Raw genomic sequence first — 26,535 nt, 5'->3', positions numbered from 1 at the left:
TCTTCGTCACAGACCCTAGCTACTCTAGGTCACAATCATAATCATCTCCCCATAAATCATTGCGTTTTGTTCTTTAATGATAAACAACTTTTATTGCCAAATCGAAGAAATGGGCATGCTTCGATCAAAGTGATATTGCAACTGCGCTTGAAACAACTCAGCGGTTGCAAGAGCATCAGTCAATGCATGATGAGGCTGATATGCTGGAAGGCCGTAGCGCTCTCGAGCGTGCCCTAGCCTCACTGAGCCAGGCTTTTTACCTTTTAATTTGTTGAGAACTCCCATGCACTCTCGACGCTGAATCGCATATTCAATATCTAGTGTATCAACAACTGGAAATTGTATACCTTCACCAATACAGTTAACTAAAGCGTTATTAAAAAACTGCCGTTCGATGTTTTTATAATGGACCAACACAACCTTGCCTGCGAGTGCATCTAATATTTCTCCCAAAATTTGGGGCAATTGAGGTGCGTTTTTGACTTCAGAATCTGTAATCCCGTGGATCACAACCGATTCTTGATTGAGCTCACGATTAGGATTGATCACCCAATGCGCTGAGCCATTACATTGAACACGATCAATGTTGAATGGCACAAGACCTATCGTGAGAATCGCATCTTCTTCGGCATTCAGACCCGTCGTTTCAAAATCGACCGAGACAAACGGCACTTCTTCTAAGGGAGTGCTACCACTGACCATAGGGGTTGAGTAGTAACGTTTAAGCCTTTCGTCTTTTGCCTGTGCAGCGAGTTGTTTGAACAAGCATGACCACTCCGGTATTTGAGCTGTATTCAGCAGCGGTTGCTCTTTCGTTCTACTTGTCGAGAACCACATCATTTACCACTTCTCTGGTAACGGAACTTAATAAAGTTCTGGGCATTACTGAAGATCTGAAATGCCGCTTTTAGATTGCGTCGCTCAAACTCAGACATGTTTTCTGGTTCTATATTATTATCAGGCTCATCGCCATTCTCGATGTCTATCGCTTGGTGACGAATGCGAACCATGTAAATCAACTCCATTGCATCTCTCAAGTCCATTCCTCGTCCTTTGGGCAGTATCCCAGCATCGTTAATATCATCCAAACGATCAAACGAGTTTTGTGCACGGGAACCAATAGCAAGCGAATGTACTCGTATTAAATCTGCAAGTGGTGCCGTACCTCTTCGTTTCAAGTTGATAGAGTTGCGGTGTCGACCATCTTTTTCCATGACAAAGTCTTTGAAAAAGCCTAATGGCGGTGTCCTGCGTATCGCGTTATAAGCCATACAAGCAAGGAAACGATTATTTCTTTTTGCTCGTCGCACAATAAAACTACTCAACTGTTCGGCCCACTTCACACGCCCGTGCACACCCAAGAGATCAAAGAATATATTGCTATTCAACAATCTTTCTGGCGTTGGGTTGTCAATCCAGTTGCCAAAACACTCTTCCCATTCTGCACGAGTTTTACGCCACTCCGGATTTGTCGCCATGATACCTCCGGTACAATAAGCATAGCCGCATGCCGCTAATCCATCACAAACAAATTTGGCAAATTTCTCGAAGTACTCACCATGTTTTTCTGCATCGTAACTATTGTCGAGAATAAGCGCGTTATCTTGGTCAGTCACAATTAATTGCTCATCTCTGGCCATCGACCCCATGGCCACGAGACAATACGGTATTGGAGCAGGACCAAACTCCTGCTCCGCCAACTCTGCTAATCGTTGCTTGAAGCTGCTCCCAATAACGGACATTGCTCGACCAATCATATGGGCGTTTGCATCTTCGTTAACCATACGAACAAAACAATCTTTGACTTGTTCAGAGACTAATTTCAAATCTTCAACACTGGTTTGCTGAAATATGGAGCTGACAAGCAGCAAACTGCTTTGAGATTCATAACGAACGATATCTGTCATGCCGATAATACCAATCGGCTTTTTATCTTTTAAAATAGGAAGATGGTGGACGTTGTAGCGCAGCATGGTCAACATGGCTTCAAAAACGTAGGCGTTATAATCTAAAGAAACCACGTCATAACTCATGACCTCACTAACAGGCACATTGGTATCAATACCTTGGGCTAATACGCGAATGCAAAGATCGCGGTCAGTAAGAATGCCAAGCAGTTGTTCATCGTCCTCTTCTGTTAACTCTTCAGCTGGTCGAACAATCAGCAAAGACGTGATGTTTTCTTCTGCCATAAGTATCGCGGCTTCCTGAATGGACGCGGTTACTTCTAACGTTATCGGTTCTCTGGCAAGTATCTTACGTGCCTTTGCGGTAGTAAAATCATTACCTTCAGAGCGGCTTGAAATAGCAGTACGTAGTCGCGCACTGTCTTCCAGTTCCATGTGGTCTGCAAAGTTTTCAAATTCATCACAGAGCTCATTAAAGATAGTTTCAGGAATACAGTAAACCAAGGTATCTTCTATTGCTTTGGCTGGCATACGAACACGATTGTTCATTAGCAAGCCCATCTGGCCAAAAAGTCCACCAGCATCAATTCTGTTATACAACTCACCTTTACGTCGATAGATCTCTACCGCGCCGCTTCTGACCATATACAAGTCGTGAATCGTGTCTCCAGAGTTAAGGATTTCAGTCCCTTGCCGAAAGTACGCAACTTCAGCATTGAGAGCGATGTTCTTCAGATACTCCTCTGGTAGTTCATCGAAAGGTGGATACTGGCTAATGAAGTTGAGCACTTCTAACTGTTCGGCTTCCATTCTTTATTCCATACATTGCCTAAACTACAGCGATAAATATCACCAAGAATTAAATCAAGCAATAAATAAATCTAAGATTAACAATACTTAACTTATTTCGTAGAACAAAACACCACCCAACCATTAGACCTCTAATAGTTTTAAGTCTAAACCACAGACCAGGCCCTCTCTATAGATATGCACCCATACTGACTTGAAATGTTCTGATAAAATTCAAAATTAATTCACCCTATTATTATGCTTCTGCTGAAACCACCACACTTAAACTATAAGCCATTGTTTTTAAATTAAATTAAATCAATAAAAATGTGGGACTTTACTTATGCGTCGCATGTATTCCAATACAATTAACATCATCGCATTCGTTGAAATTTGAACTAAAATTAATTAGAGTACAAATCGTTAGACAGTTATAAACACACAAAAAAGGACAAATAACATGGATCCCATACTGGAAGTTAAGGGACTGTATAAAGTGTTTGGAGAAACGCCTGAAAGAGCTTTCTCACTTATCGAACAAGGTATCGATAAAGACAATATATTTGAACAGACAGGTTTAACAGTCGGCGTAAACGATGTATCTCTCACCATCAATGAAGGTGAAATTTTTGTTATCATGGGCCTCTCCGGCTCGGGAAAGTCCACCCTCGTTCGTCTTCTCAACCGACTTATTGAACCTACCAAAGGGAATGTTTACCTGAAAGGTAAAGACATTGCCCACATCTCTGAAGATGATCTGCGAGAAGTTCGTCGTAATAATATCTCGATGGTATTCCAAAGTTTTGCGCTCATGCCCCACATGACTGTAATCGAAAATGCAGCATTCGGCTTAGAGCTTGCCGGCGTCAATATTAATGAACGTAATCAAAATGCTCTTTCTGCATTAGAACGTGTAGGCCTAGACCCTTATGCAGAATCTTTCCCTGATGAGCTTTCTGGCGGTATGAAACAGCGAGTTGGCTTAGCGAGAGCTTTGGCTTGCGACCCTGATATTCTGTTGATGGACGAGGCATTTTCAGCCCTCGACCCACTGATTCGTTCTGAAATGCAAGATGAACTGATCCGACTGCAAAACGATGATAAACGTACGATTGTATTCATCTCTCATGACCTAGACGAAGCAATGCGCATCGGTGATCGTATTGCCATTATGCAAAACGGTGAAGTTGTCCAAGTTGGTACGCCAGATGAGATATTACACAAGCCTGCAAATGATTACGTGGAAGCATTCTTCCGTGGCGTAAACATAGCAAGTGTATTGACAGTAAAAGACATCGCTCGTAAAAAACCAGCGGCAGTCTTCAAAAAGTCTGAGCATGATGGACCAGGCTCTGCAATGCAGCTCCTGATGGATCATGACCGTGATTACGGCATTGTTGTCGATAAATCTAACCGATATTCCGGCATTGTGTCTCTCGACTCACTGCGCTTGGCTCATAAAGAAAACCGTTCTTTAACCAGTGCACAATTAACGGACGAGGTCACTCTTCAGCCAGACCAATCAGTTAATGATATTTTGGGGTTGGTAGCTGGCGTTCCTTATGCCGTACCTGTAGTAGATGAGCAAGGTAAGTACTTTGGTGTCGTGACTAAATCACGTCTTCTGCAAACACTAGATAAGGATTAACACGATGTCATCAGAACAAACTAATAATGATCCCTGGTCGAACACTACCCCTGCTCAAGATGATCCTTGGTCGCAAGGTACAGGTACAGAAGCTACGCCAAGCAATGACTGGCTAAGTTCAGAGACCGTGGAACAAGCGCCATTCGATATTATGAACCCGTTCCAAGATGCAGTATTGCCACTCGATACATGGGTGGAGTCAGGCCTAAACTGGCTAGTAGAACATGGTCGTCCGGTTTTCCAAGCGATTCGGATTCCAATCGACTTTATTCTGACCTCATTTGAAACTGCGCTGGTATCGACACCCGCGCCGATAATGGTACTAATTTTATTCTTGTTAGCGTGGCAATTTTCAAACGTAAAACTTGGTGTCTCAACCTTCGCCTCTCTTATCTTTATTGGCTTGATTGGCGCCTGGGCGCAAGCCATGACAACACTGGCACTGGTGCTAACCGCCGTATTTTTCTGTTTGTTAATTGGGTTACCAATGGGAATATGGTTGGCGAGAAGCAACACTGCAGCTAAGTTTGTGAGACCAATTTTGGATGCCATGCAGACGACTCCAGCGTTTGTTTATCTTGTTCCAATCGTTATGCTATTTGGTATTGGTAACGTACCGGGTGTTGTTGTAACGATCATTTTCGCCCTGCCTCCGGTCGTGCGTTTAACGATTTTGGGTATTCAACAAGTCCCTGAAGAGCTTATAGAAGCAGGTCACTCCTTCGGTGCAAGCAAGAAACAAATGCTATATCGAATTCAATTACCATTAGCTCTACCTACTATCATGGCGGGTGTGAACCAAACCTTGATGCTTTCGCTCTCTATGGTGGTCATTGCGTCCATGATTGCTGTAGGTGGTTTGGGCCAAATGGTATTACGTGGTATCGGCCGACTGGATATGGGGCTTGCCGCTGTTGGTGGCTTGGGTATCGTAATTCTCGCAATTTTATTGGACCGCATTACTCAAGTTCTGGGTGTAAATGCGGGTAACACCAAGCTCCGTTGGTATCACACAGGTCCTGTTTCATACCTATTAAAACTGAAAACAAAGACGAACCAAGACGATCTAAAACTTAGGAGAAACATCAATGAATAATTCATGGAAGAAAGCGCTCTCTATGGGAGCATTAAGCACTGTCGCATTTTCAACTTATGCTGTGGCAAGCGAATTGCCAGGAGAAGGTGTCACTGTTCAGCCTGTTCAATCGACTGTTGCTGAAGAAACGTTTCAAACTTTAATTGTAAATCGTGCGCTGGAAGAACTTGGTTACGATGTAAAACCAACCAAAGAAGTGGATTACAACGTCGGTTACACCTCTATTGCCAAAGGGGATGCAACTTTCCTAGCAGTAGGCTGGTTCCCTCTTCACGCTGACAAGTACACCATGTCTGGTGGTGATGATAGTTTCTTCCGCAAAGGACGCTATGTCAGTGGTGCAGCCCAAGGTTACCTTATCGATAAAAAAACCGCTGAAAAATACGACATCACTAATATTGGTCAGTTGAAAGATCCAAAATTAGCAAAACTCTTCGATGCGAATGATGATGGTAAAGCAGATCTCACCGGTTGTAACCCAGGCTGGGGTTGTGAGTTAGTGGTTGAGCATCAACTTGACACTTTCGGCCTTCGTGACACCGTAACTCATAACCAAGGTAACTACGCAGCAATCATCGCAGATACCATTTCTCGCTATAAAAAAGGTGACCCGATTCTTTACTACACTTGGACACCATACTGGGTAAGTGGTGTATTGGTTCCGGGTAAAGACGTAGTTTGGTTAGAAGTGCCATTTTCTTCATTGCCTGGCGAGCGTAAAGACATCGACACTACCTTAAAGAACGGTAAAAACTACGGCTTCGAAATGAACTCGATGAGTATCGTGGCGAACAAAGAGTTTACCGAAAACAACCCAGCAGCAGCTAAGCTGTTTGAAATCATCAAACTTAACATCAATGATGTGAGTGCACAGAACATGATGATGAGCCAAGGTAAAAATAGCTCAGCAGACATCGAATCTCACGTGAATGGTTGGATCAAAGCAAACCAGAAGACATTTGATGCATGGGTAGAAGAAGCGAAAAAAGCGGCGATGTAAACTCTATCAACTGATTCTGCTTATAAAAACTTTAGAGCCAACTGACACCATCAGTTGGCTCTTCTTTTATTTTCTCTTTCCACTCTCTACGCTCACCACTTGCGAAATGGCACTCCACCAACCCACATTCAAACGCTTTAATTGTCGATTTAAATTTCATTTCTTAAGAGTTTCTTAAGTTTTGCGCTTTACCTTACGGGTAACAGACAAAACAAAGGAAGCGCTAATGAAACACTATGCATCAAATTTAGCAAAGGGGTTTACACTAGAAATTGTCTACTCCACACACCCATTGTGGAAAATGTTATTGAGCATGAGACAACATACGTGACTGTGTACAAGGGTTAGACGGTGGTGCAGATGATTATCTGGGCAAATCTTTTGCACTAGAAGAATTACTCACAAGATTACGCGTATTGATTCGCCATCAATCCGGTAGCACGTAAGAAGTTTATGATGCAAGGCATTACCTAACCACCTTTCCTCGTTGATGAGTAGCCCCACATTATAATTCACATTTATTTCACGCTTGCTTTGTTAAAAACAACACAAGATAACAAAATTATTCGAATAACTATGAGAAACGTGCCAAAAAGATCCATTTGGGGACCATTACAGCCTATTGTTGTTTTTTCCTTGTTTTCACTCGTTTTTTTATCTGCTTCACGCATTGTTCTCGCTTCGTGGCAACTTGAACGAATTGATACTTTAAATGACTTCTTTTATATACTCGCTCAAGGTATTCGTGTCGATGTTGCTACATTGTGCTGGTTATTTATTTTGCCTGCCCTCCTTTCAGCCCTTTTGCCATTAAATAAGAAGATTGGCGGATGTTGGAAGTGGCTTCTACGCCTTTGGATGGTTGTTGGACTTTGGCTGATTGTGTATATGGAGCTCGCGACTGCACCATTCATTCAGGAGTACGACTTACGTCCAAATCGCCTATTCGTTGAGTATCTAATCTACCCTAAAGAAGTAATGAGTATGCTTTGGGCTGGTTACAAACTAACGCTTTTTATTGGTGGTATAGGTACGGTTTTAACACTTTTTCTTGGTTGGAAATGGAGCAAAAAACTGACCGACCGCGCACAACAGGTCAACTGGAAATGGCGGCCACTATTAGCAATATTTGTTGTTCTTCTTGGCGTTACTGGTGCGCGATCATCACTAGGTCATCGTCCACTCAACCCTGCAATGGTGGCATTTTCCAACGATCCATTATTAAATGACCTAGCACTCAACTCTTCATATTCATTATTGTTTGCCATAAATAACATGAAGTCAGAAAAAAGCGCTGAACAGTTTTACGGCAAGATGGACAACCAAAAGATGTTGGAGTTAGTGCGAGCCTCTTCAACTAAATCAGACTTTGACCTGACTTGGTTACCAACGATGAACAGTAACCCCGCGATATATCAAGGTAAGCCGAAAAACTTGGTGATTTTGCTGCAAGAGAGCTTAGGCGCACAATTTATTGGTTCTTTAGGAGGCTTACCACTTACACCCAATCTTGATGAGTTAATGGCAGAAGGCTGGCAATTCACCCAAATGTACGCCACAGGTACGCGTTCTGTGCGGGGCATTGAAGCCGTGACAACGGGCTTTCCACCGTCGCCTTCTCGTGCAGTTGTAAAGCTGAGCAAAAGTCAGACCGGCTTCTTCACCATTGCCCAGCTACTGAAAGATCAAGGTTATCAAACCGGGTTTATTTACGGTGGCGAGGCCAACTTCGACAATATGAAGACCTTTTTCTTTGGCAATGGCTTTGACCAAATTGTGGAAGAAAAAGATTACCCAAAACCAAACTTTGTGGGCTCTTGGGGGGTAAGTGATGAAGATCTTTATAACAAGGCGGATGAAGAGTTTAACCGCCTTTCAAAAAGCGACAAACCATTCTTCAGCTTAGTATTTACATCCAGCAACCATAGTCCATACGAATACCCCCAAGGTAAAATCGATCAGTACGATGCAAAGTACATGACCCGTAACAACGCCGTGAAGTATTCAGATTACGCTCTGGGCACCTTCTTCGACAACGCAAAGCAATCCTCCTACTGGGATGACACTATTTTTATTGTGATTGCGGACCATGACGCTCGTGCTTCTGGCGCTAGCCTTGTTCCAGTTAAGCACTTCCACATCCCTGCGTTGATCATTGGTAAAGACATTCAGCCACGCAAAGATGACCGTCTTGCAAGCAATATAGATATGCCGCCAACGCTGCTTTCTTTAATTGGTATCGATGCGAAAACGCCAATGATTGGCCGCGATTTAACCAAATCAATAGCTAGGGAGGATGAGCGAGCAATGATGCAATACGACAAAAACTTTGGTTATTTAACGCGCGATAACTTGGTTGTACTTTCTCCGGGCGGAAAAGTGTCGACCTTGGAGTACGACTTTAAAAACCAAACAATGAAGCCATTGGACGTCGATGAATCTGTAATTGAAAGAGCCAAAGCTCACGCGCTATTTGCTTCTAAAGCGTATCAAAACAACTGGTACTCTTCGAAACATACTAATTAACCCCCTTTTATTCGCTGATATAACATGACCTAAGCTCATGCCAGTACATGAATACCATTGGAGTTTAGAGGCCTAAGTTGCAGGGGGTAAGTCCGTTCTCCGACCCATTGCATTACGATATCGTTTGAATTGCTTCTCAACCATTCCCATTCAGACGTCAATAAATTAGACTCGAGTAAACACCAGCGGCTGTATGAAAAATAAAGGAATGCCCATGAGCTCAAGTATGATCCTTAGTGACTCCCTCATCGAAAGTGGACGCGATATCCCTCTTCAAGAACTTCTGTACGCCAAGCGCGTCTTGGATAACTACATGGCGGTGGCTAAAGAAAGTAGCCCGCTTGAGTTGCTCACTGAGATGAAAGTCGCGGCGAAACAAGTGGAGTATTTCACCACCACGAGCAATCCTTGTGAAGCCCGCAACGTTATTAGCGCAATGATTGAAGAAATAGACAACGCTGAATCTTTTGAATCATTCAAAGCGCTCGCTCGCCGGCCATCTCAGGCATTAAATGAACTAATTGAAGATCGCGCCCAGCTGATTAAGCGTGAACGAGAATTACTCCTCGCATCGGGTTATGATGCATCACGTATCTAATCTTACGTAAAAAAGGGGCTCAATGAGCCCCTTTTTGTTCTCACTTAAGCCAGAGTTGCTTATAAACCCATGTCTTCTGTGAGCGCTTTGATCTGCTTTAGGTCAAGTTTATAAACTTCAATCATCTGATCAATCTGACTTAAACGCGAGTTTGCTTCATCATGCTTATCACACGCATCTGATTTTACATCCCAAGACTTACCTTCTAGGAATACGTCGCACTCTTTTTTCAGCTTCTCTATTTTAGGCAGTAACTTTGTACGCTCTTTCTCGAGAGACTCTAACTGTTGTGAAACTTTCAGCTCTTTTTGGAACACTTCACGTGAACGCTCAAAAATAGTCGCTTGCATATCAGTCTGACGACTTAGCTTTTCGTTTTCAATCTTTGTGGTATTGATTTTATCTTTCTGTTGTCTCACTTGAGATTCCAGTGACAGATTGACTTTCTCGAGTTCAGTTAACTGCTTTTGTAGTTTCTTGAGCTCTTGTTTGTGCGTTACTTCTTTCGCTGTAAGAAGTTTATTTAGTTTGTCTTGAAGTTCTTTATCTAGGCTTTCTTCACGTACTGTAACTTGAGAAACTAATTGTTGTTTATCTTGCGTTAGTATTTGGTATTTTTCTTCTAAAACGCGGTAGGTCGATTCCCACTTATTCGCCGTTACTATGGAACCGACAAGACCTCCAAATGCTAAGCCTAATATCGCAGCAATCGCGATATAGATGTGAGTGCGTTTGTCACGTTCTTCAATGACAACCACGTCGTCTTGTTCTTCCATATTTTTCTGAGAACTCACCGTCTGTTACTCCAAGGGTTCTTTGCTTTTGCTTTGCTAGCGAATCAACTCCGCAAACATAATCGATGCGGTATAAATCAGGAATGCGCCAATTAATGTTATGACGGTCGCTTTTTGAACTTTTTCATTGGTTCGATAACGAAATAGCACAAACGCTACTGCAATCAACATCGCAATAACTAACAATCTGGTCATACAGCCTCCTTGTCCATTTGTGAAAATTTGCCTAAGTCTATAGACAATCCCGCAAAAATTCATTGTAACCTATTTGTACGCTTCATAAGGTCAACTTAGCGTAGATTTTAAAGTAAGTGCTCCGCTTTTAAGCAATTTTGTGGTCTTAACTGAATAACTTATTTTTGTCCTGCTGTAATGCATTCATAGGAATGAAAGTTTTTCTTTAGTTATTTTTATCCCAAATGAGTGCTTTATGCAGCCGATAACCTTGATATCGGCGCTGACTCAGCCCAAACGACCACATTGGTTGAATTCGTTGGAAATAAATGAATACAGAGTGTTGAAATAGCCCAAAAACATGATAAAGTTCACACGTTAATGATGGCCAGCATCATTAACTAGCCTTTACTCATTTGATTGAGTAATTGTTCCGATGAAGACTGCAGGAGAGTAGTTATCAATCAAAAGTTAACATTTGATTAGCATAACTCGCCGAAGAATTAACTATTTCAGGTGCTACTTAGGTAGCGGGGACTGTTGTTGGAGGAACCTCTGGAGAGAACCGTTAAATCGGTCGCCGAAGGAGCAAGTCTTGCACTCATGCAAGGTGAAACTCTCAGGCAAAAGGACAGAGGAGTGGAAAGTTACAACCTGATTATTTTGTTCGGCCCTCCCGCCTTCAATAAATAGCTCAGTTCGATTAGAGATCATTGATTTCGTCCTTTCCCTCTTCTCCTTAGTTAGTTGTTTTTATTAAGGGGAAATCATGAACGACCTACAATCTTTACTACAAACCATAGATAACCTTGTCTGGGGTCCACCGCTGCTTATTTTGCTTGTGGGCACCAGTGTTTACTTTACTTTTAGCTTAGGTTTGATCCAATTTAAACACCTCCCTACTGCGTTAGCGATGGTATTCAGTAAAGATAAATCATCTGATAAACAAGGTGATGTTTCTAGCTTTGCAGCACTTTGTACTGCACTATCTGCAACTATCGGTACAGGTAACATTGTCGGTGTTGCAACTGCAATCAAACTTGGTGGACCAGGTGCCCTTTTTTGGATGTGGCTTGCTGCTCTGTTTGGAATGGCAACCAAATACGCTGAATGCTTGTTGGCGGTAAAATACCGTCGTATTGACGATAAAGGCCAAATGATCGGCGGTCCGATGTACTACCTGCAATATGGCGTTGGTTCAAAAACTCTTGCCATCATGTTTGCGGTATTTGCTTTGGGTGTCGCTTGCTTTGGTATTGGTACGTTTCCACAGGTGAACGCGATTCTGGACGCCAGTGAGATATCTCTCGGTGTCGACCGTGAGCTGTCTGCGTTTGTACTCACTTTTTTGGTGGCAGTCGTTACCTTAGGTGGTATTAAGTCAATTGCAAACGTGGCAGGTAAAGTGGTCCCAACAATGGCGGTGCTCTATGTATTGGCGTGCTTAAGTGTGATCATCATGAATGCCGACCAATTGCTAAACGCCGTTGAGTTGGTATTGGTATCTGCATTCACATCCTCGGCAGCGACAGGTGGCTTCTTGGGCGCAAGCATCATGTTGGCTATCCAATCGGGGATTGCACGTGGCGTGTTCTCAAACGAATCCGGTTTGGGTAGTGCACCAATGGCGGCGGCGGCAGCGAAAACAGATTCTTGCGTAAAACAAGGTCTGATTTCAATGACGGGTACTTTCTTCGATACCATTATCATTTGTACGATGACGGGTCTTGCTTTAATCCTGACAGATGCATGGCAAAGTGACTTCGCCGGTGCAGCGATGACGACTCATGCGTTTGCGGTTGGCCTAAACGCCGACACATTTGGACCAATGCTGGTGTCTATCGGCCTCATGTTCTTCGCGTTTACGACCATTCTTGGTTGGAACTACTACGGTGAACGTTGCGTGGTCTTCCTTTTTGGTACCAAAGCTGTGCTTCCATATAAGCTAATCTTTGTTGGTTTGGTTGCTTCAGGCGCATTCCTCCACTTGGATATGATCTGGCTGTTGGCTGATATCGTAAATGGCCTAATGGCGATTCCTAACCTCATTGGCTTGATCGCTCTACGTCACGTCGTGTTGGCAGAAACAAAGCTGTTCTTCAGTCCATCGACTCAACCTGATGACATTGACGTAGTGAAAGTGTAATTCAATAACCAGTTGTTACTGGCTGCTATTCAAACAAGTTGGAAGCTGTAAAAAAACAAGGCCCGCAGTTAAACCGCGGGCTTTTCAATAAGTAGCTTAACGCCTAACGCGACTAAAACAGCACCGGTCGTCCCTTCCATCCATTTCATAAATCTGGCGTTTTTTAGTAAGTTTTTCGCTGAGTTTAATGCTCCCGCTAGGCTACATTGCCAGACCATCGCAATGATAAAATGAACAGACGCCATCATCATTGATTGCAGCAAAGGCGACCCTTCTGGGTTTACAAACTGCGGTAGGAAAGCCAAGTAAAATACCGCGGTTTTAGGGTTCAATACATTCGATAGAAACCCCTCTCTGAACGAACGTTTACCATTAAAAACCTCATGGATTTGATCTGTCACTGATATGCCTTTATTCGGTGACATCAGTGTCTTTAAGCTGCTTAAGCCTAACCAGATAAGATACGCTGCACCAATCATTTTGACGATTTGGAACAATTCGGCCGATTGAGCGAGGATCGCTGAAATCCCTACCGCTGAAAAGAACGCATGCACAAACAAACCAAAGCAAATACCTAAACTGGTCGTACAGCCATCTTTTAAGCCAGCTCGACTGGTATTACGAATAACTAAAGCCGTATCTAAGCCTGGGGTCAGCGTTAAAATTGTGATGGCAATTAGAAATGCCTCAAAATTTAAAATATCCATATTATTGTGATCATTGATTGGTAATCGGATACCAATACCGTCAATCTAGGTTATTCGCAAGCTTCTTTTTTATGAGATCTATACAACTGGATGAATCTGTGGAGAATGAGACATCATTATTTGTTAATAATTAGTAAATTAGATAACGCAACCTAAAAGAAACTTGAGTGCCCCCTTAATAGTATTTAGTGGCCGGTTAGAGGGGTTAGGAAAACAAGAAATAAGAGTAGTCACATGAATGCATTTACAAAACTCGTCGAACATTCAAAAAAAGTCGCCAATTTTGACCATCTGTCTGCCATTATTGGCTGGGATCAAGCTGCCGTTATGCCTTCGGGAGGTGCGCAAGCCCGCTCCAATGCGATGGCTGAACTCGACGTACATATCCACTCTCTCATGACTCAACCACACCTTAGTGATCTCTTCGACCAAGCAGAAGAAGAAACATTATCAGCCAACGAAACAGCCGTTCTGCGTGAAATGAAACGTGGATGGCAACAAGCAAATCTATTACCTGAATCGTTAGTGCAAGCTCAGTCTCTCGCAGGATCAAAGTGCGAGCATGCATGGCGTACACAACGTAAAAAAAATGACTGGCTAGGATTTGAAAAAAACTGGGCCGAAGTCGTCAAACTTTCGCAAGAAGAGGCTCAAATTCGGTCAGAAGCCAATGGCACAACGCCCTACGACGCTATGCTAGACATTTATGAACCAGGAACGGATTCGGCTTCATTAGATCAACTTTTTTCTGACGTAAAAACATGGCTTCCATCGCTGATTGATGAGGCGATTGAAAAACAGAGATCAAATCATACCTTGCTTCCTAATGGTCATTATCCGGCTGAAAAACAGAAAAAACTTGGCTTAGAAGTCATGAACTTACTCCAATTTGATTTTGAGCATGGTCGACTTGATGAGAGTGTCCACCCATTTTGTGGCGGAGTACCTACAGACGTACGCATCACGACTCGTTATGATGAAAGTGAATTTGTACAATCATTAATGGGTATCGTTCACGAAACGGGTCATGCTCGCTATGAGCAAGGATTACCAAAAGATTTCGCGGGAACGCCTGCAGGTCAGGCTCGCTCAATGGGTATTCATGAATCACAGTCTTTATTCTTTGAAATGCAAATTGGTCGAAACCGCGCGTTTATTGAACACCTTGCTAAGCTTACATCGCGCCATTTTGTAGGCAACGAGTTTTCACAAGCAAACCTAACTAATATCTATACACACGTAGAAAGAGGCTTTATCCGTGTAGACGCTGATGAGTTGACCTACCCTGCACACGTTATTCTTCGCTATGAAATAGAACGCGACCTAATGAATGGAGTGATCAAACATACCGACGTGCCTGAGCTGTGGAACGAAAAGATGAAAGCCTACTTAGGCCTAGCAACAGAAAGTAATTTCAGAGACGGTTGTATGCAGGATATTCACTGGACGGACGGAGCATTTGGTTACTTCCCGAGCTACACCCTCGGTGCGATGTACGCAGCTCAGTTTATGGCGGCGATGAATAAAACGGTGGATGTCGATGAATCCATTAGAAGCGGAGATTTAAGTCCGATCTTTACTTGGCTTTCAGAGAAAATTTGGAGCAAAGGAAGTTTGCTAACAACGGATGAACTGGTGAAGCAAGCGACGGCGGAGACGCTCAATGCGCAACACTTCCAAGCCCACTTAAGAAGTCGTTACCTATAAATTCGGAAACAATTGAAAGCAGGTTCTCCAGCAATCGAACACCTTTTTTATCGTGATAGAAAACAGAGAGAATTGGATGTAAATATTTGATTAAATAGGAATAAAAAGCCCAAGGCATCTCCTCCTTGGGCTTTTCTGTATTTATTGCGCCAGAACGGGGATCAATTTGGGTTTATACAGGCAGTTTTCACCGTCCGGTCTCGTTTTAAAACGGCGATGTAACCACATATATTGGCTCGGGCTAGCCATAATCGACGATTCCACTATTTTGTTGACAAAAATCGCAGCGCTCTTAAGGTCATTTTTTGGAAAACCGTCAACGGGCGCACTAATGGTCAATGTATAATGCCCATTCTCACCCCTTACCATAGTAAAAGGTACAATCGCGCAATCCGTTGCATCTACTAGTATACTGGTGCCTGTTGTTGTACAAGCATTCTTAACAGCAAACAGAGGAGCAAACGTTGAACGTCTAGCGCCATAATCATGATCGGGTGCGTACCAAACACGCCCGCCTGATTTCAATGTCTTCAGCATCGCTTTAACGTTTTTACGATCGATCAGAGTACGGTTAGAACGCGAACGCCCTTTGTATTGAAAGTAATCGAAACACGGATTGTTGTTGGCGCGATAAACCCCCGTCCCTGACTTTTTAATGCCAAACGCACGAGCACCTAGCTCTAAGTTCATAGAATGGACAGCAAGCATTAACACGCCTCTACCCGACTTTTCTAACGCTTCTAAGTGTTCCATCCCTTCAATCGTAACGTGTTTATTGACTCTTTTATCGGGCCAAAACCATGCCATTGCTGTTTCAAACAACGCGATGCCGGTGTTGTCGATGTTGTCTCTTAAAATCGCCTCGCGTTGGCTTTCTTTCATGGTTGGAAAACAGAGCTCAAGGTTACGCCTGATCGTAACTTGACGCTTTTTCATGATACGCATGGCTAAACGACCGATACCACGACCCAATGCTAATTGAATTTTGAAAGGAAGGAGACTGAGTAGGTACATCATTCCAATGATGGATAAGGTTCCCCAATAACGAGGCAATAGAAATTCAGCCTTAAATTTAGGCATTTTGTATTTATTCATGTGAGTATCGTCAGATGTGCCCATCTATTATAAGTAATTAAAAAGTAATGATAATTTGTTAAGCTTTCTATCATTGATAGCGCTTACTGCATAAATTAAAGCGCGCGGGTTTGATAGTTCTTCGACACACTACACAATAAGAACCTTGCAGGAACATGTAGAAAATGTAAAAGCGGCAAAAAATGAGCAGCCACGGTAACATCGATTGGAGCAATTGATCTACTCTCTTTGTGAAAGTTGGGATAGATATAACCGAGTGCTTTCCAGATCTTGAATTTAGTATCAGCCTCGCTAAATTTTTATCCTCAAAGAGCCGCCATCACAAAAATAATCAGAAAAAAACCGCAATGAATTTAAGTAAATAAGACCGTTTTCCAGTGCCACTTTTTGGCACTTGATTACAACACCCCACGCTCATCTCCTGACAACTTTACAACCGATTTCAAGTTAATCTAGGCCTTAACCTTGGGATAAGGTCAAGATTCGGAGTGCAATCGCTAATTACAGGCAGAACAATGCGAACACTGCGTACGATATATATCCAGTGGGAAAGAAGTCCCCTATTTGTTTAAACACCACTATCCGTGTCCAACTGTTTTTGATAACAGGTTCACTATCGTTACTCCCATGATAATAAACCCAATTCCAACCAACGCTGGTAAATCAAGCCGCTGCCCATAAACAAAGTAACCAACGGTCGCGATAAGCACAATCCCAGCCCCACTCCATATCGCATACACGACACCGACAGGCATCGATTTCATCGTTACAGATAATAAAAAGAAAGCAATGCTGTAGCCGACCAATACAATCGTACTTGGCATCAATTTTGTAAATTGCTCTGTTTTGGGAATATAGGAAGTAGCAATAACTTCACACACAATTGCTATCGATAACGCCATCATCGGCGGCATAGAAACAAGCATTTTGAACATAAGGCATCAACGCTCAACGGAAATGGTAACTGACAATATGTCAGGATATTAAGCCGCGCATTATACCCAACTCATCTCATGATGCTACACCGATATCAGTGATTAAGCGCCATCGCCTTCTCCTAGCCCTCGACGAGATGGAGCGTGACGCACTTTCTGGTATTGTTGAGAAATAGCAAAATAGATGTGCATATCAATCGGCTCTGGTGTATTGAGCAACATCTTACCCACTTCACGTTGAAAGTGACCATAGTTACCTAACTCATCCGTCAACCCTAGCTGCACGTACAATGCTTCATTGGCGAACATTCCATACGCATACTGATAATGACTCAGATCCTTACTCTTATCATAACCAAGCTCCTTAAGGGCTTGATCAATCTCTTTCGGCGCATAAGTGTCTTTATCGCCAAACGAGCGCAGTAGCACGTTAGGAACCTCTTGAGCGATGCTCTGAATTTTTGTTTTTCTCTTAAAAATACCGAACATAATGTCCTCCACTGACGATGTTGACTGATATTTATATGTGCGCACACTCATGCGCTGACTATTTTCTTATTATGGTTCATGAATGAGGGACTAGGTTGCTATTTAAGCTACTTTTGTATACTAACTTGATCTCATAACCACCATCAAACAGTACTCACGGCTTTTCAAACAAATCTGACCAGAAACTCTGCTCTAATCACAATCATATGACCACGCATGAACGGTGAAGCCTAATAGCATCAAGACCCGATTTAAAAGTCATATTTCGTGTCGACATCTAAACTTAATTAAGTTAACTTTAGAAGTATAGACGTCTACAATAGCTTCACTTAGGGACTTAGGGAGAGAAAGTCGTGCCAATTAGAATTCCAGACCAATTACCAGCTACTGATGTACTAAGGACAGAAAACATCTTCGTCATGAGTGAGACGCGTGCCGCGAGTCAGGAAATACGACCTTTGCGAGTTCTGATCTTGAATTTGATGCCCAAAAAAATAGAAACTGAAACTCAGTTTCTACGCCTACTCTCAAACAGCCCACTGCAAGTAAACGTCGAACTGCTTCGCATTGACAACCGTCCAAGTAAAAACACGCCAACCGAACACTTGGATACTTTTTATCGACAATTTGAAATGGTAAAGGGTAAAAACTTCGACGGTATGATCATCACCGGAGCACCGCTTGGATTAGTTCAGTTTGAAGACGTTATCTATTGGGACCACCTTAAAACGATTATGGAGTGGGCAAAGGATCATGTCACGTCCACTCTGTATGTGTGCTGGGCAGCTCAAGCAGGCTTAAAATTACTTTACGATCTTCCAAAAAAAACACGTAAAGAGAAATTGTCTGGCGTCTATCATCACCAAATTCACAATCAATTCCATCCTATTTTGCGTGGTTTTGACGACTCTTTCTTAGCGCCTCACTCACGTTATGCTGACTTTTCACCGCACTTTTTAGAAGAGCATACCGATCTGGATATTCTCGCGACGTCAGATGTCGCGGGTGTTTATTTAGCGACAACAAAAGACAAGCGAAATGTGTTTGTTACCGGCCATCCCGAGTACGACTCTCTCACATTGCACAACGAATATGTTCGCGATTTGAGTGAAGGCATGGAACCCGCTATTCCGGTCAATTATTATCAGAATAACAATCCAGATAACCCTCCGATTGCGAGTTGGAGAAGTCACGGACATTTATTGTTCTTAAATTGGCTTAACTACTGCGTTTACCAACAAACCCCTTACGACCTTGACCACTTTAGTGAGGAGGCTTTCACTAAAGACGATTAGAGCTTTACTAAGCATGTGAACTAAGCCGCCATATCACGGCTTTTTTATACTAGTTTGCAAACCTGATCGCATAGTAATTTTTCCTCCATGGGCTTTTGCTGGGTAATTCATATTATGCTGTGAGATTCAGGGATGTAGGGACGAAGAATGAAAACAGTTAAGTTAAGTGCACTTATATTGATATCTCAAGTTGCACTCGTAGGCTGCGTCACTGTAAACAAAGATGGCGGTCTCATAGCAAAAGCGGATCCGGTGGAAATGGCAGAGTCACGTATCGCTCTTGGTCTTGGCTACTTAGAGGGTGGTAATATGGTTCGCGCTCATGACAATCTACAGCAAGCTTTAACTCACGCGCCACAGTACTATCGAGCTCAATTATCCATGGCTCATTACTACGAAACCGTTGGTGAAGATTCCAAAGCCGAAAAAATGTATAAACGCTCGTTACGCCAACACGCTAAAAACGGCAACGTACTAAATAATTATGGTACCTTCCTTTGCAAACGAGGCGACTTCCAAAAAGCAGATCAAATGTTTAATCGTGCGATTAAACAACCCTACTACTATCTCATTCCTGCCAGCTACGAAAATGCCGCATTTTGCGCATTAAAATCGCAAAATAGAGATAAAGCACAATACTACTTCGCTCGCGCGATTGACCACGATCCCCACAGGCCCAGTTCTATTCTACAACTTGCTAAGCTAGAGATTGAGGAAGGGAACTACACTGACGCAAGAATAAGATTGCTGAGATTTAACCAAACGTATGGCATCAAGAAACCCTCTTTACAACTAATGATTCTATTAGAGCGTGCGGCAGGAAATGAATCACTAGAGCAAAAATATCAGAAACAGTTAGAGCAGATGTCTTAATTCTAGCCAACGAGAAAAGCGATACCCAAATAATCTAAGATGTTTGGGGTATATATTGGCAGCCTGTGGATCAAGTGGTTAATTTGGCTTGGATTTATTGTTACCTTCATTTTTCAATTGTTTCTCTCTACGTCGTAACGCTCGGAAAAACTTTGATTCCTCGTGATGCCACCCGATAACACTGATAGGGAAACCAACGATCATCATGATAAAAAAATCCGCGGGTAGCTGCTCGAATATGTCATTAAATGAATGCAGCTCCCCAAAGATAAACAACCCTATAACTTTACCGAGCAATAATGTACAGAAAATCATAAAAAATGATTTCATGATGTAATGCCACTTACCTTTCTTACGTTCTTCTCGCCAATAAACGTACTTGTGTTCGCGGTTGTACATTTCTCCCCCCTCGAAAAGTGACAATGTCACTCAGAATAAACATTACGGTTAAATGCTTTCGTCGCACGTTAATCATAGTGTGAATCAGAAGTGAGTGCTTGGACAAAGGTTGATATCACCTAATCGCGGTTAGGTAAGTATATCTCCAAATAACCTCAAAATACTGAGTTTACGAGAATGACAGGTTGTTCAGGCGGCAGATAGTTTTGAGAGCGTCCTAATGGCGTAAAGGAACAGTGTTAATGCTTTCTAAACACCCAAATTGGACCAATCAACAGAAACTGAAAGTCTTCAAAAAAAGAAGGCTTTTTACCCTCAATTTTGTGACCAATGAACTGCAATATCCATAACACGCCAAATAAAAGCATGGAAATATGTAACACCGGAAGCGCCAGTATTTCCAATGACCAGATCAGGCTAATGCACGCTAGCGTGTAACCTAGCATCATCATAAAAACGCTGAGAGAAAGACGATAATAGAAGGCCCACACGGGCACGACAGCTAACCAGACCCAATTAAGCTCGAAACCAAGAATGGGGATTTGAGGGATTGACCAGATGAGTCCGACGATAGAAAGATAAATACCCGGAACGGCAACAGTGTGGATTTTTTGATTAATTGGGTTTTGATGGCTCTCACCATAGTCCTTTAGCCATTCAGATAGTGCTCGCATATTGCTTCCTTTTTTCGGCCTACTTCTTTTTATATAGCCCGAGGTTGAAAAAGGTGCGAATTTTTAGTCACTGCAATGTTTACACTTCTCTCTTTTCTGGTTCCACTTTGACTCTAACATGTATCACTCGAATTGGGGCAATAACAGCTTTAACGCTTGGTTAATCTGCTCTTTCTCATCGCTTGCCAAGCCCTGAATCAGCGCCTGCTGAACTTCAACATGTTCTAGGATTAACTTATCGATTAGCATTAAGCCTTTATCGGTCAACTCAACCGTAACACTGCGTCGATCTTCTTTGCTGTGTGTTCTCGTTATGAACCCTTTCTGTTCCAGCTTATCTAAGCGGTTCGTCATTGCTCCCGAGGTAAGCATCATCGACGCAATCAGTTCAGAGGGAGTAAGACAATATGGCGAGCCAGCTCGACGTAAGGTAGTCAAAACATCGAATTCACCCATTTTAAGATCATACTTCTTGTGCAACTCGGCAACGCGAGCTTCCATATGCTTGGCGATCCTCATTAGCCGCCCCATTATTGCCATCGGTTTTGTGTCGAGGTCTGGCTTTTCTTTAGCCCACTGCTCTACCACTTTATCAATAGCGTCCATTACTTCTCTCCAAGTATTGCTTAATATTTATTTTAACATAAAGATACTTTACAAAAAGCAACCTTGTCTATACCTTTATAGTTAATTACCTCAATGTAAAGATATTTGACATGAATATTCTACTTGCAATGATCCCTGCCTTTTTCTGGGGAACCACTTACGCGGTAACACAATTTACGGTACCGGACTGGCCCCCAGTTTTGCTGGGCGCGCTAAGAGCATTACCAGCAGGTTTGTTATTATTGGCAATAAAACCGTCTTTCCCGAAAAAAAGCGAGTGGAAAGTGCTGCTTGTGCTGGGAACCATCAACATCGCTTGCTTCTTTGGCCTCATTTTTGTGATGGCGTTGACGCTTCCTTCCGCTATCTCTGGTGTTGGTATGGTTTCGGTACCTGTATTTGCTATGATTTTTGGTTGGGCAGTATACAAACGCCAGCCAACTGTTATTCAAGCCGTAAGCGGAGCCACGTTGATTGTCTTAGCTTGGTTCTTATTTGACCCGAGTGCTATTACGTTAAATCCAATGGGCTTATTAGCGATGGTATCAGCCATTATGTGTATCGTAATAGGCAGTAGCGTTACCAAGTCCTTAGGGACAAAAATGCATTGGTGGACGGTGGTGACATGGCAGCTGATTTTGGGGGGAGTGATCATGTCCATCGCAACGGGTGTGCTTGCGATAACTAACCCAGCCCCATATGTGAATGCTGTCCAAAATACATCAATGACAAACATTCTAGGGTTACTATGGGTTATCGTTCTCAACACTGCTTTAGGTTATGGTATGTATGTGTGGTTACTGCAGCGCATGTCTGTCGTTGACTTCACATTTGGTGGTATAGCAAACCCCATCGCTGGGATTTTTTCCGGTCTACTATTACTAGGCGAGACCTTCACCCCTCTTCAATACAGCTTGATGCTAGGCATGATTGTTATGTCATTGCTCCCGCAACTGATTGCTTCTGTAAGAACCAAAAAACAAGTGCTGTCTCCCTAACAAAATATATTAACGCCCGAGAATAAAGGCGGGCGTTCTGAAATTTCTTCCTATTGAGCAGACGCAGAGCCCCCTTCTTCATCAAACACGCCTCTAAATAAGAAGCGTGTTTGAATCCGCACACCTTGCGTTAATGCTGCTTCTCTTGCGAACTTGGAAGCTGAAGACATATCGCTCCGGCGCAGAACAACGCGAACACTTGTACCCCCCATCCTGTTTGGAACTGCCTAGACAACTCGACCGACAGAATAAATATGAGAGGGAACAATGACGCTAATAAGAAACCACCACCTTGCATGATCACACTAAGTGCATTTGAATGCTCGATACTCTCATACCTTTCTAATGCAAGCAGCATGCAAATAGAAAAGGCTCCTCCCAAGCCAGCACCACATAGTACCGCCCAAGTATAGGCATAGAGCGTTGGCCACAACATAACTCCCAGCATCCCTACAATTAAAGAAGCCAGCATCAATAACAACCACGCACGTCGATCACCTTGTTTTTTTATAATTATCGGAAGCGCTAATGCACAACCAGCTTGTACCATCGATAATACAAGGATCATGTGACTACTTTGCTCTGGTGTGAAGCCAAACTTCTGATAATAAGGAGGTAACCAGGTTACAATCGACGCATACGCCCCGTTGACCAATCCAAACAAAAATACTAGTTTCCAAGTACTTCGTTGGTAAAAAAGTAATATCCAATTGGATCTTCCACTTTGAGAGAGTTTACTGCGAGGCAGTATCAGCCAAGTTAATATGAATGCAACCAAACATGGTAATGCTAACCAAGCCATACTTTGTTGCCATGTTATACCCTCAGTAATTAACGCTTGCGTGACGAGTGCCCCTAATGCCCCGCCAACCATTAGTGATGCTGAATAGCAACCAACCACTATCGGCATATTTTTTTTAAAGTGCTGCTTGATCAGGCGTGGGACACAAGACTGAATCACTGCAACTGCTCCACCACAAATGAAGGTTGAGAGTATTAACACCGACCCTTCCTGGGCAAAAATTCGGATTATATTTCCTAGTGTTAACGTTATTAGTGCAATCAACAAATAACTGATTTTTTCCGCTAAGAATGGAAATCGCGTGATAATTAACGCCCCCATCCCCATCAGAGCCATCGGGATTAAGGTCAAAAATGATGTTGTGGAATAGTTTAACCCCGTGTCTTGAACAATTTGTTCAATTGCAGGGCCTATCGCCACCAAAAATGGTCGTAAGTTTAGTCCAATCAATATGACTAAAACAAAAACCTTTATAGACCGCATATCAAACGTATATTTACTGAGCACTTTCAAAAAAACACCTTACTGATTTTTTTTAACCGCGAAATTTTACGCTGTGATCTTGATCTTATTAAATTATTTTTTTAAATAACAGCCATTTAAAAATCGAATAATATTTTATTTTCTATCATAAAGTGATAATTTTACAGACAATGACAAGATAAAAACTATAAATAATGAGCATCATGTATCATACGAATAAAGCAGCTAGGCTAGTTATAGTGTTATTTTTAGCCATTTGATCGTGGATACTAGCAAGGAGCCTAGAGATGAAGTTAATCCACCCGCAGCTATTACTGACTTACATCGCGGTATGTGAAACTGGAAGTTTTACTCGTGCAGCAGATAGAATCCATAACTCTCAGTCAACCATCAGTCAACAAATTAACAGATTAGAGTCTATCATCGGTGACAATCTATTAATTAGAACATCACAAAAGGTCAAATTAACGGAGAAAGGAGAGTTTGTTTTACGCTATGCGCACCGCATTATTGAGCTCAATAACAGCATGCTGGATAGTTTAAATGCGACATCCGAACAAACGATCATTAAAATTGGCGTTCCTGACGACTTATCTGTCGACGTTACACGTGCAATTATGTCTTTTCAGCGCACAGATAACGTTTTATTTGAGTTCACTTCAGGCTTAAGTAACGATCTATACCAATCCTTCTTAACTGGAAAATATGATATTGTTCTAGCAAAGCAACCCATGCTTGGGAACGCGTTTGCTTATAGACATGAGCCCTTAGTTTGGCTTGATAGTGCTTCTGCACCTACCTTTCATAACCCTATTGTCCCATTAGTGTTATTCCCAACGGGTGCTTTGTACCGCGACCATATTCTGTCATCACTAGACAATTTAGGTTATAGCCACCGAGTCAATTACTGCAGTAGTAATTTATCCGCTATAATGACGGCGTCCGCTGTCGGCTTTGGTGTTACTTTGTTACCACAGACGTGCAAAACTCACGAACATGTCGTAGTCGATGAATTGCAAGCCTTGGCACCAGCAGATGATCTATATCTAGGGCTGTATATTAGTGATATGCACAGTCCTGTTTTGAATAAAATAGCAATTACATTGGTTCGATTATTTGAACTGGAATATGTACACTCTGGAAAATTTCACATATAAATACAGTAAATAATCATATGGATGTTATTAAAATTTCAGACCCTCTGTATAAAGAACTAGAAGCCAAATCTAGACTTTGTACCAAAGTTCACTCTATATTCAATTCTGCATGTAATTTAAGCAGCGACTTAGGTTTGATTTCGGTAGTGTGCAAGAATAAACGAATGAACCCTCGCGCGATGATGATCAACGACGAGGCATGGTTTCAAAGCTTACTACCTAATCAGATCATTGAAGTGGTTTTTAAACAAGATACTCACCTGCAACATGGTCTTCATCTACTGCTCCCCCCTCAGTCAGTGACTTTATTCTCACCTTATCTAAGTAGCGAAGTAGCCTTCCCCAATCAAATAAATAAGATGGTTTATGAATATTTAAATAAATATCAAAAAGAAATGGGGATATATTCTATATTAGGTCAGAGTAGAGAATTTCCTATTTCTTCAAGCGTTAACTATTATTCACCCATGCTGTTTAATTACTTCCTACCCCGTATGGATGACTTTATTGAAGCGCTAAAAATACAATCCTCATCTATCGATTTAACAAATTTTCTCGGCTTTGGTTCTGGATTAACCCCCTCCTCTGATGATCTACTCGTCGGCTTACTGTCTGTATTAGACAGTCTCAGACACCCATATTTTTCAATATTAAGCTCCGCATGCCTCAATTCACTTGATAAAACGACCGACGTTAGTCGTGCAATGTTATTCTCAGCCTGTGATCAACAATACAGCCAAGAGATCGTCGAACTGTACTCCGCTATCAGTAATAGTGGAGATATAGAGGGAAAGATAATCAATCTATTAAAGATTGGACACACCTCTGGGCATGATACTTTATGCGGGATATTTATTGGTCTAAAGCTATTTCGATGACATATCCCTAGAACTTTGTCTTCAACGTCTCCCCCTAATGCTCAATCGTAGGCAACTTACAAAATGATGTGGACACTCATCATGCCTTGTCACACTACTTGCCACACTAAAAGTGAGGCTCGAACCTTATCAAGGCTTTCGATATGTCATGTGAGCCATAGCACACACGCAAGTATTGCTGCCTATTGAGCGATGGCAAGAAAGCAGAAACTTACTAACAGTAAAGACGGTAAACAAGAAAGGAAAGTTTGGCTTAAGATACAACAAAGCCCGCTGAAAAGCGGGCTTTGTATAAAATTTGGTGGGTCCGGGCGAACTCGAATCGCCGACCCCTACCATGTCAAGGTAGTACTCTAACCAACTGAGCTACGGACCCAAATTTTAATTCCTAACCATTCAATTCAGAATGGTGCGTCCGAGTGGATTCGAACCACCGACCCCCGCCATGTCAAGGCGATACTCTAACCAACTGAGCTACGGACGCATTTCTCTGGAACGAGAGGGATATTAGCTATAAGCTAACGAGGGTGCAAGCACAAATTCACGAACTTTGAATCGTTTGGCGAAAATATAAACTCTACCGCGGTTTTCAGATAGTTTTCGTGATAATCCTCGGCTCACCTTTTTATAGTGACGGCCAGCTCTACCTGACCAACCATTTCATTACCAACAACCGTATGGTTTAATTTTGATGTGATGCTGCTAAACCACTTTTTCGTTTCATCATCGCGGAAATCCCACAACGCTAATAACTGAAGG

Annotated in this window: 25 protein-coding genes, 2 tRNA genes, 1 pseudogene and 1 riboswitch; of the genes and pseudogenes, 13 read left to right on the top strand and 15 right to left on the bottom strand. The window is 42.4% G+C overall.

What is annotated here, in order from left to right; all coding sequences use genetic code 11:
• Positions 1-90 precede the first annotated feature (90 nt).
• Both AC3D28_RS03930 and AC3D28_RS03925 read right to left on the bottom strand, forming a co-directional pair.
• Entirely contained in the window at positions 91-840 is a 750-nt protein-coding gene (locus tag AC3D28_RS03930) for a 3'-5' exonuclease (protein ID WP_488535609.1), read from the bottom strand.
• Positions 837-2,717: a DUF294 nucleotidyltransferase-like domain-containing protein gene (locus tag AC3D28_RS03925; protein WP_488535608.1), complete on the bottom strand. Its 1,881-nt coding sequence runs from the start codon at positions 2,715-2,717 to the stop codon at positions 837-839. Before AC3D28_RS03925 ends, AC3D28_RS03930 begins: the two co-directional genes overlap by 4 nt.
• A 439-nt stretch (positions 2,718-3,156) precedes the next feature.
• Here AC3D28_RS03925 and proV point away from each other — a divergent pair, with 439 nt between their 5' ends.
• The 3 genes from proV to proX are packed head-to-tail and all read left to right on the top strand — an operon-like array spanning position 3,157 to position 6,440.
• The gene (gene proV / locus AC3D28_RS03920) at positions 3,157-4,344 is read left to right on the top strand and encodes a glycine betaine/L-proline ABC transporter ATP-binding protein ProV (protein ID WP_098415640.1); all 1,188 of its coding nucleotides are present in this window, start codon (positions 3,157-3,159) and stop codon (positions 4,342-4,344) included.
• A gap of 4 nt (positions 4,345-4,348) precedes the next feature.
• Positions 4,349-5,440 (top strand): glycine betaine/L-proline ABC transporter permease ProW, encoded by a 1,092-nt coding sequence (gene proW, locus AC3D28_RS03915; protein ID WP_488535607.1) that lies wholly within the window; start codon positions 4,349-4,351, stop codon positions 5,438-5,440.
• Complete coding sequence (gene proX / locus AC3D28_RS03910; protein ID WP_488535606.1) at positions 5,433-6,440, top strand: glycine betaine/L-proline ABC transporter substrate-binding protein ProX; 1,008 nt, start codon at positions 5,433-5,435, stop codon at positions 6,438-6,440. Before proW ends, proX begins: the two co-directional genes overlap by 8 nt.
• Positions 6,441-6,471: 31 nt before the next feature.
• Here proX and AC3D28_RS03905 read toward each other — a convergent pair whose 3' ends face one another.
• Entirely contained in the window at positions 6,472-6,600 is a 129-nt protein-coding gene (locus AC3D28_RS03905; RefSeq protein ID WP_488535605.1) for a hypothetical protein, read from the bottom strand.
• A 157-nt stretch (positions 6,601-6,757) separates the two neighbouring features.
• Here AC3D28_RS03905 and AC3D28_RS03900 point away from each other — a divergent pair.
• The 3 genes and pseudogenes from AC3D28_RS03900 to AC3D28_RS03890 all read left to right on the top strand — a co-directional run.
• Positions 6,758-6,877, top strand: a pseudogene (locus tag AC3D28_RS03900) (DNA-binding response regulator); the annotation flags it as partial.
• 139 nt (positions 6,878-7,016) lie between these two features.
• On the top strand, positions 7,017-8,966 hold the full coding sequence (locus AC3D28_RS03895) for an LTA synthase family protein (RefSeq protein ID WP_488535604.1): 1,950 nt from the start codon (positions 7,017-7,019) through the stop codon (positions 8,964-8,966).
• Between the two features lie 214 nt (positions 8,967-9,180).
• A complete protein-coding gene (locus AC3D28_RS03890) occupies positions 9,181-9,564 on the top strand; it encodes a hypothetical protein (RefSeq protein WP_179885658.1) in 384 nt (127 codons plus the stop codon).
• Positions 9,565-9,623: 59 nt separating this feature from the next.
• Here AC3D28_RS03890 and AC3D28_RS03885 read toward each other — a convergent pair whose 3' ends face one another.
• Both AC3D28_RS03885 and AC3D28_RS03880 read right to left on the bottom strand, forming a co-directional pair.
• The gene (locus AC3D28_RS03885; protein ID WP_488535603.1) at positions 9,624-10,358 is read right to left on the bottom strand and encodes a chromosome partitioning protein ParA; all 735 of its coding nucleotides are present in this window, start codon (positions 10,356-10,358) and stop codon (positions 9,624-9,626) included.
• 36 nt (positions 10,359-10,394) lie between these two features.
• Entirely contained in the window at positions 10,395-10,553 is a 159-nt protein-coding gene (locus tag AC3D28_RS03880; protein WP_098415653.1) for a hypothetical protein, read from the bottom strand.
• A gap of 531 nt (positions 10,554-11,084) precedes the next feature.
• A riboswitch (glycine riboswitch) is annotated at positions 11,085-11,170 on the top strand.
• A gap of 131 nt (positions 11,171-11,301) precedes the next feature.
• Here AC3D28_RS03880 and AC3D28_RS03875 point away from each other — a divergent pair.
• Complete coding sequence (locus AC3D28_RS03875) at positions 11,302-12,678, top strand: alanine/glycine:cation symporter family protein (protein ID WP_488535602.1); 1,377 nt, start codon at positions 11,302-11,304, stop codon at positions 12,676-12,678.
• Between the two features lie 68 nt (positions 12,679-12,746).
• Here the strand turns inward: AC3D28_RS03875 and AC3D28_RS03870 are convergent, their stop codons facing one another.
• Entirely contained in the window at positions 12,747-13,385 is a 639-nt protein-coding gene (locus AC3D28_RS03870) for a LysE family translocator (RefSeq protein WP_488535601.1), read from the bottom strand.
• Between the two features lie 234 nt (positions 13,386-13,619).
• Between AC3D28_RS03870 and AC3D28_RS03865 the strand changes: the two genes are divergently transcribed.
• The gene (locus tag AC3D28_RS03865) at positions 13,620-15,092 is read left to right on the top strand and encodes a carboxypeptidase M32 (protein ID WP_488535600.1); all 1,473 of its coding nucleotides are present in this window, start codon (positions 13,620-13,622) and stop codon (positions 15,090-15,092) included.
• Positions 15,093-15,233: 141 nt separating this feature from the next.
• On the opposite strand, the gene AC3D28_RS03860 is transcribed toward AC3D28_RS03865, so the two are convergent.
• The 3 genes from AC3D28_RS03860 to AC3D28_RS03850 all read right to left on the bottom strand — a co-directional run bounded on the left by AC3D28_RS03860 (position 15,234) and on the right by AC3D28_RS03850 (position 17,611).
• Positions 15,234-16,187 (bottom strand): LpxL/LpxP family Kdo(2)-lipid IV(A) lauroyl/palmitoleoyl acyltransferase, encoded by a 954-nt coding sequence (locus tag AC3D28_RS03860; RefSeq protein ID WP_488535599.1) that lies wholly within the window; start codon positions 16,185-16,187, stop codon positions 15,234-15,236.
• A 578-nt stretch (positions 16,188-16,765) separates the two neighbouring features.
• Positions 16,766-17,101 carry a DMT family transporter gene (locus tag AC3D28_RS03855; protein WP_488536043.1) on the bottom strand — a complete coding sequence of 112 codons (336 nt, stop codon included), beginning with the start codon at positions 17,099-17,101 and terminating at the stop codon, positions 16,766-16,768.
• Positions 17,102-17,224: 123 nt separating this feature from the next.
• Positions 17,225-17,611 (bottom strand): DUF6559 family protein, encoded by a 387-nt coding sequence (locus AC3D28_RS03850; protein ID WP_488535598.1) that lies wholly within the window; start codon positions 17,609-17,611, stop codon positions 17,225-17,227.
• Between the two features lie 353 nt (positions 17,612-17,964).
• Between AC3D28_RS03850 and metA the strand changes: the two genes are divergently transcribed.
• Positions 17,965-18,906 (top strand): homoserine O-acetyltransferase MetA, encoded by a 942-nt coding sequence (metA, locus tag AC3D28_RS03845; protein WP_098415660.1) that lies wholly within the window; start codon positions 17,965-17,967, stop codon positions 18,904-18,906.
• 147 nt (positions 18,907-19,053) lie between these two features.
• Complete coding sequence (gene pilW / locus AC3D28_RS03840; protein ID WP_488535597.1) at positions 19,054-19,779, top strand: type IV pilus biogenesis/stability protein PilW; 726 nt, start codon at positions 19,054-19,056, stop codon at positions 19,777-19,779.
• 78 nt (positions 19,780-19,857) lie between these two features.
• Here the strand turns inward: pilW and AC3D28_RS03835 are convergent, their stop codons facing one another.
• From AC3D28_RS03835 to AC3D28_RS03825, 3 genes are all read right to left on the bottom strand, one after another.
• The gene (locus tag AC3D28_RS03835; RefSeq protein WP_098415662.1) at positions 19,858-20,178 is read right to left on the bottom strand and encodes a hypothetical protein; all 321 of its coding nucleotides are present in this window, start codon (positions 20,176-20,178) and stop codon (positions 19,858-19,860) included.
• Between the two features lie 239 nt (positions 20,179-20,417).
• Complete coding sequence (locus tag AC3D28_RS03830; protein ID WP_098415663.1) at positions 20,418-20,852, bottom strand: Mpo1 family 2-hydroxy fatty acid dioxygenase; 435 nt, start codon at positions 20,850-20,852, stop codon at positions 20,418-20,420.
• Positions 20,853-20,975: 123 nt separating this feature from the next.
• Positions 20,976-21,458 (bottom strand): MarR family winged helix-turn-helix transcriptional regulator, encoded by a 483-nt coding sequence (locus AC3D28_RS03825; protein ID WP_488535596.1) that lies wholly within the window; start codon positions 21,456-21,458, stop codon positions 20,976-20,978.
• A gap of 110 nt (positions 21,459-21,568) precedes the next feature.
• Here AC3D28_RS03825 and AC3D28_RS03820 point away from each other — a divergent pair, with 110 nt between their 5' ends.
• A complete protein-coding gene (locus tag AC3D28_RS03820; protein WP_488535595.1) occupies positions 21,569-22,456 on the top strand; it encodes a DMT family transporter in 888 nt (295 codons plus the stop codon).
• A gap of 130 nt (positions 22,457-22,586) precedes the next feature.
• Here the strand turns inward: AC3D28_RS03820 and AC3D28_RS03815 are convergent, their stop codons facing one another.
• Entirely contained in the window at positions 22,587-23,765 is a 1,179-nt protein-coding gene (locus AC3D28_RS03815) for an MFS transporter (RefSeq protein ID WP_488536042.1), read from the bottom strand.
• A 263-nt stretch (positions 23,766-24,028) separates the two neighbouring features.
• Here AC3D28_RS03815 and AC3D28_RS03810 point away from each other — a divergent pair, with 263 nt between their 5' ends.
• Both AC3D28_RS03810 and AC3D28_RS03805 read left to right on the top strand, forming a co-directional pair.
• Entirely contained in the window at positions 24,029-24,898 is an 870-nt protein-coding gene (locus tag AC3D28_RS03810; protein WP_488535594.1) for a LysR family transcriptional regulator, read from the top strand.
• A 17-nt stretch (positions 24,899-24,915) separates the two neighbouring features.
• Positions 24,916-25,776, top strand: coding sequence for an oxamate carbamoyltransferase subunit AllH family protein (locus AC3D28_RS03805; RefSeq protein ID WP_488535593.1), 861 nt, complete (start codon positions 24,916-24,918; stop codon positions 25,774-25,776).
• 299 nt (positions 25,777-26,075) lie between these two features.
• Here AC3D28_RS03805 and AC3D28_RS03800 read toward each other — a convergent pair.
• A tRNA-Val gene (locus AC3D28_RS03800) sits at positions 26,076-26,152 on the bottom strand.
• A 31-nt stretch (positions 26,153-26,183) separates the two neighbouring features.
• A tRNA-Val gene (locus AC3D28_RS03795) sits at positions 26,184-26,260 on the bottom strand.
• Positions 26,261-26,535: the final 275 nt, after the last annotated feature.

The sequence above is a fragment of the Vibrio sp. TAP-3B genome, assembly GCF_057784735.1.
Note: the sequence above shows the minus strand (reverse complement) of the source record. Positions and strands in the feature narration are given on the sequence as shown.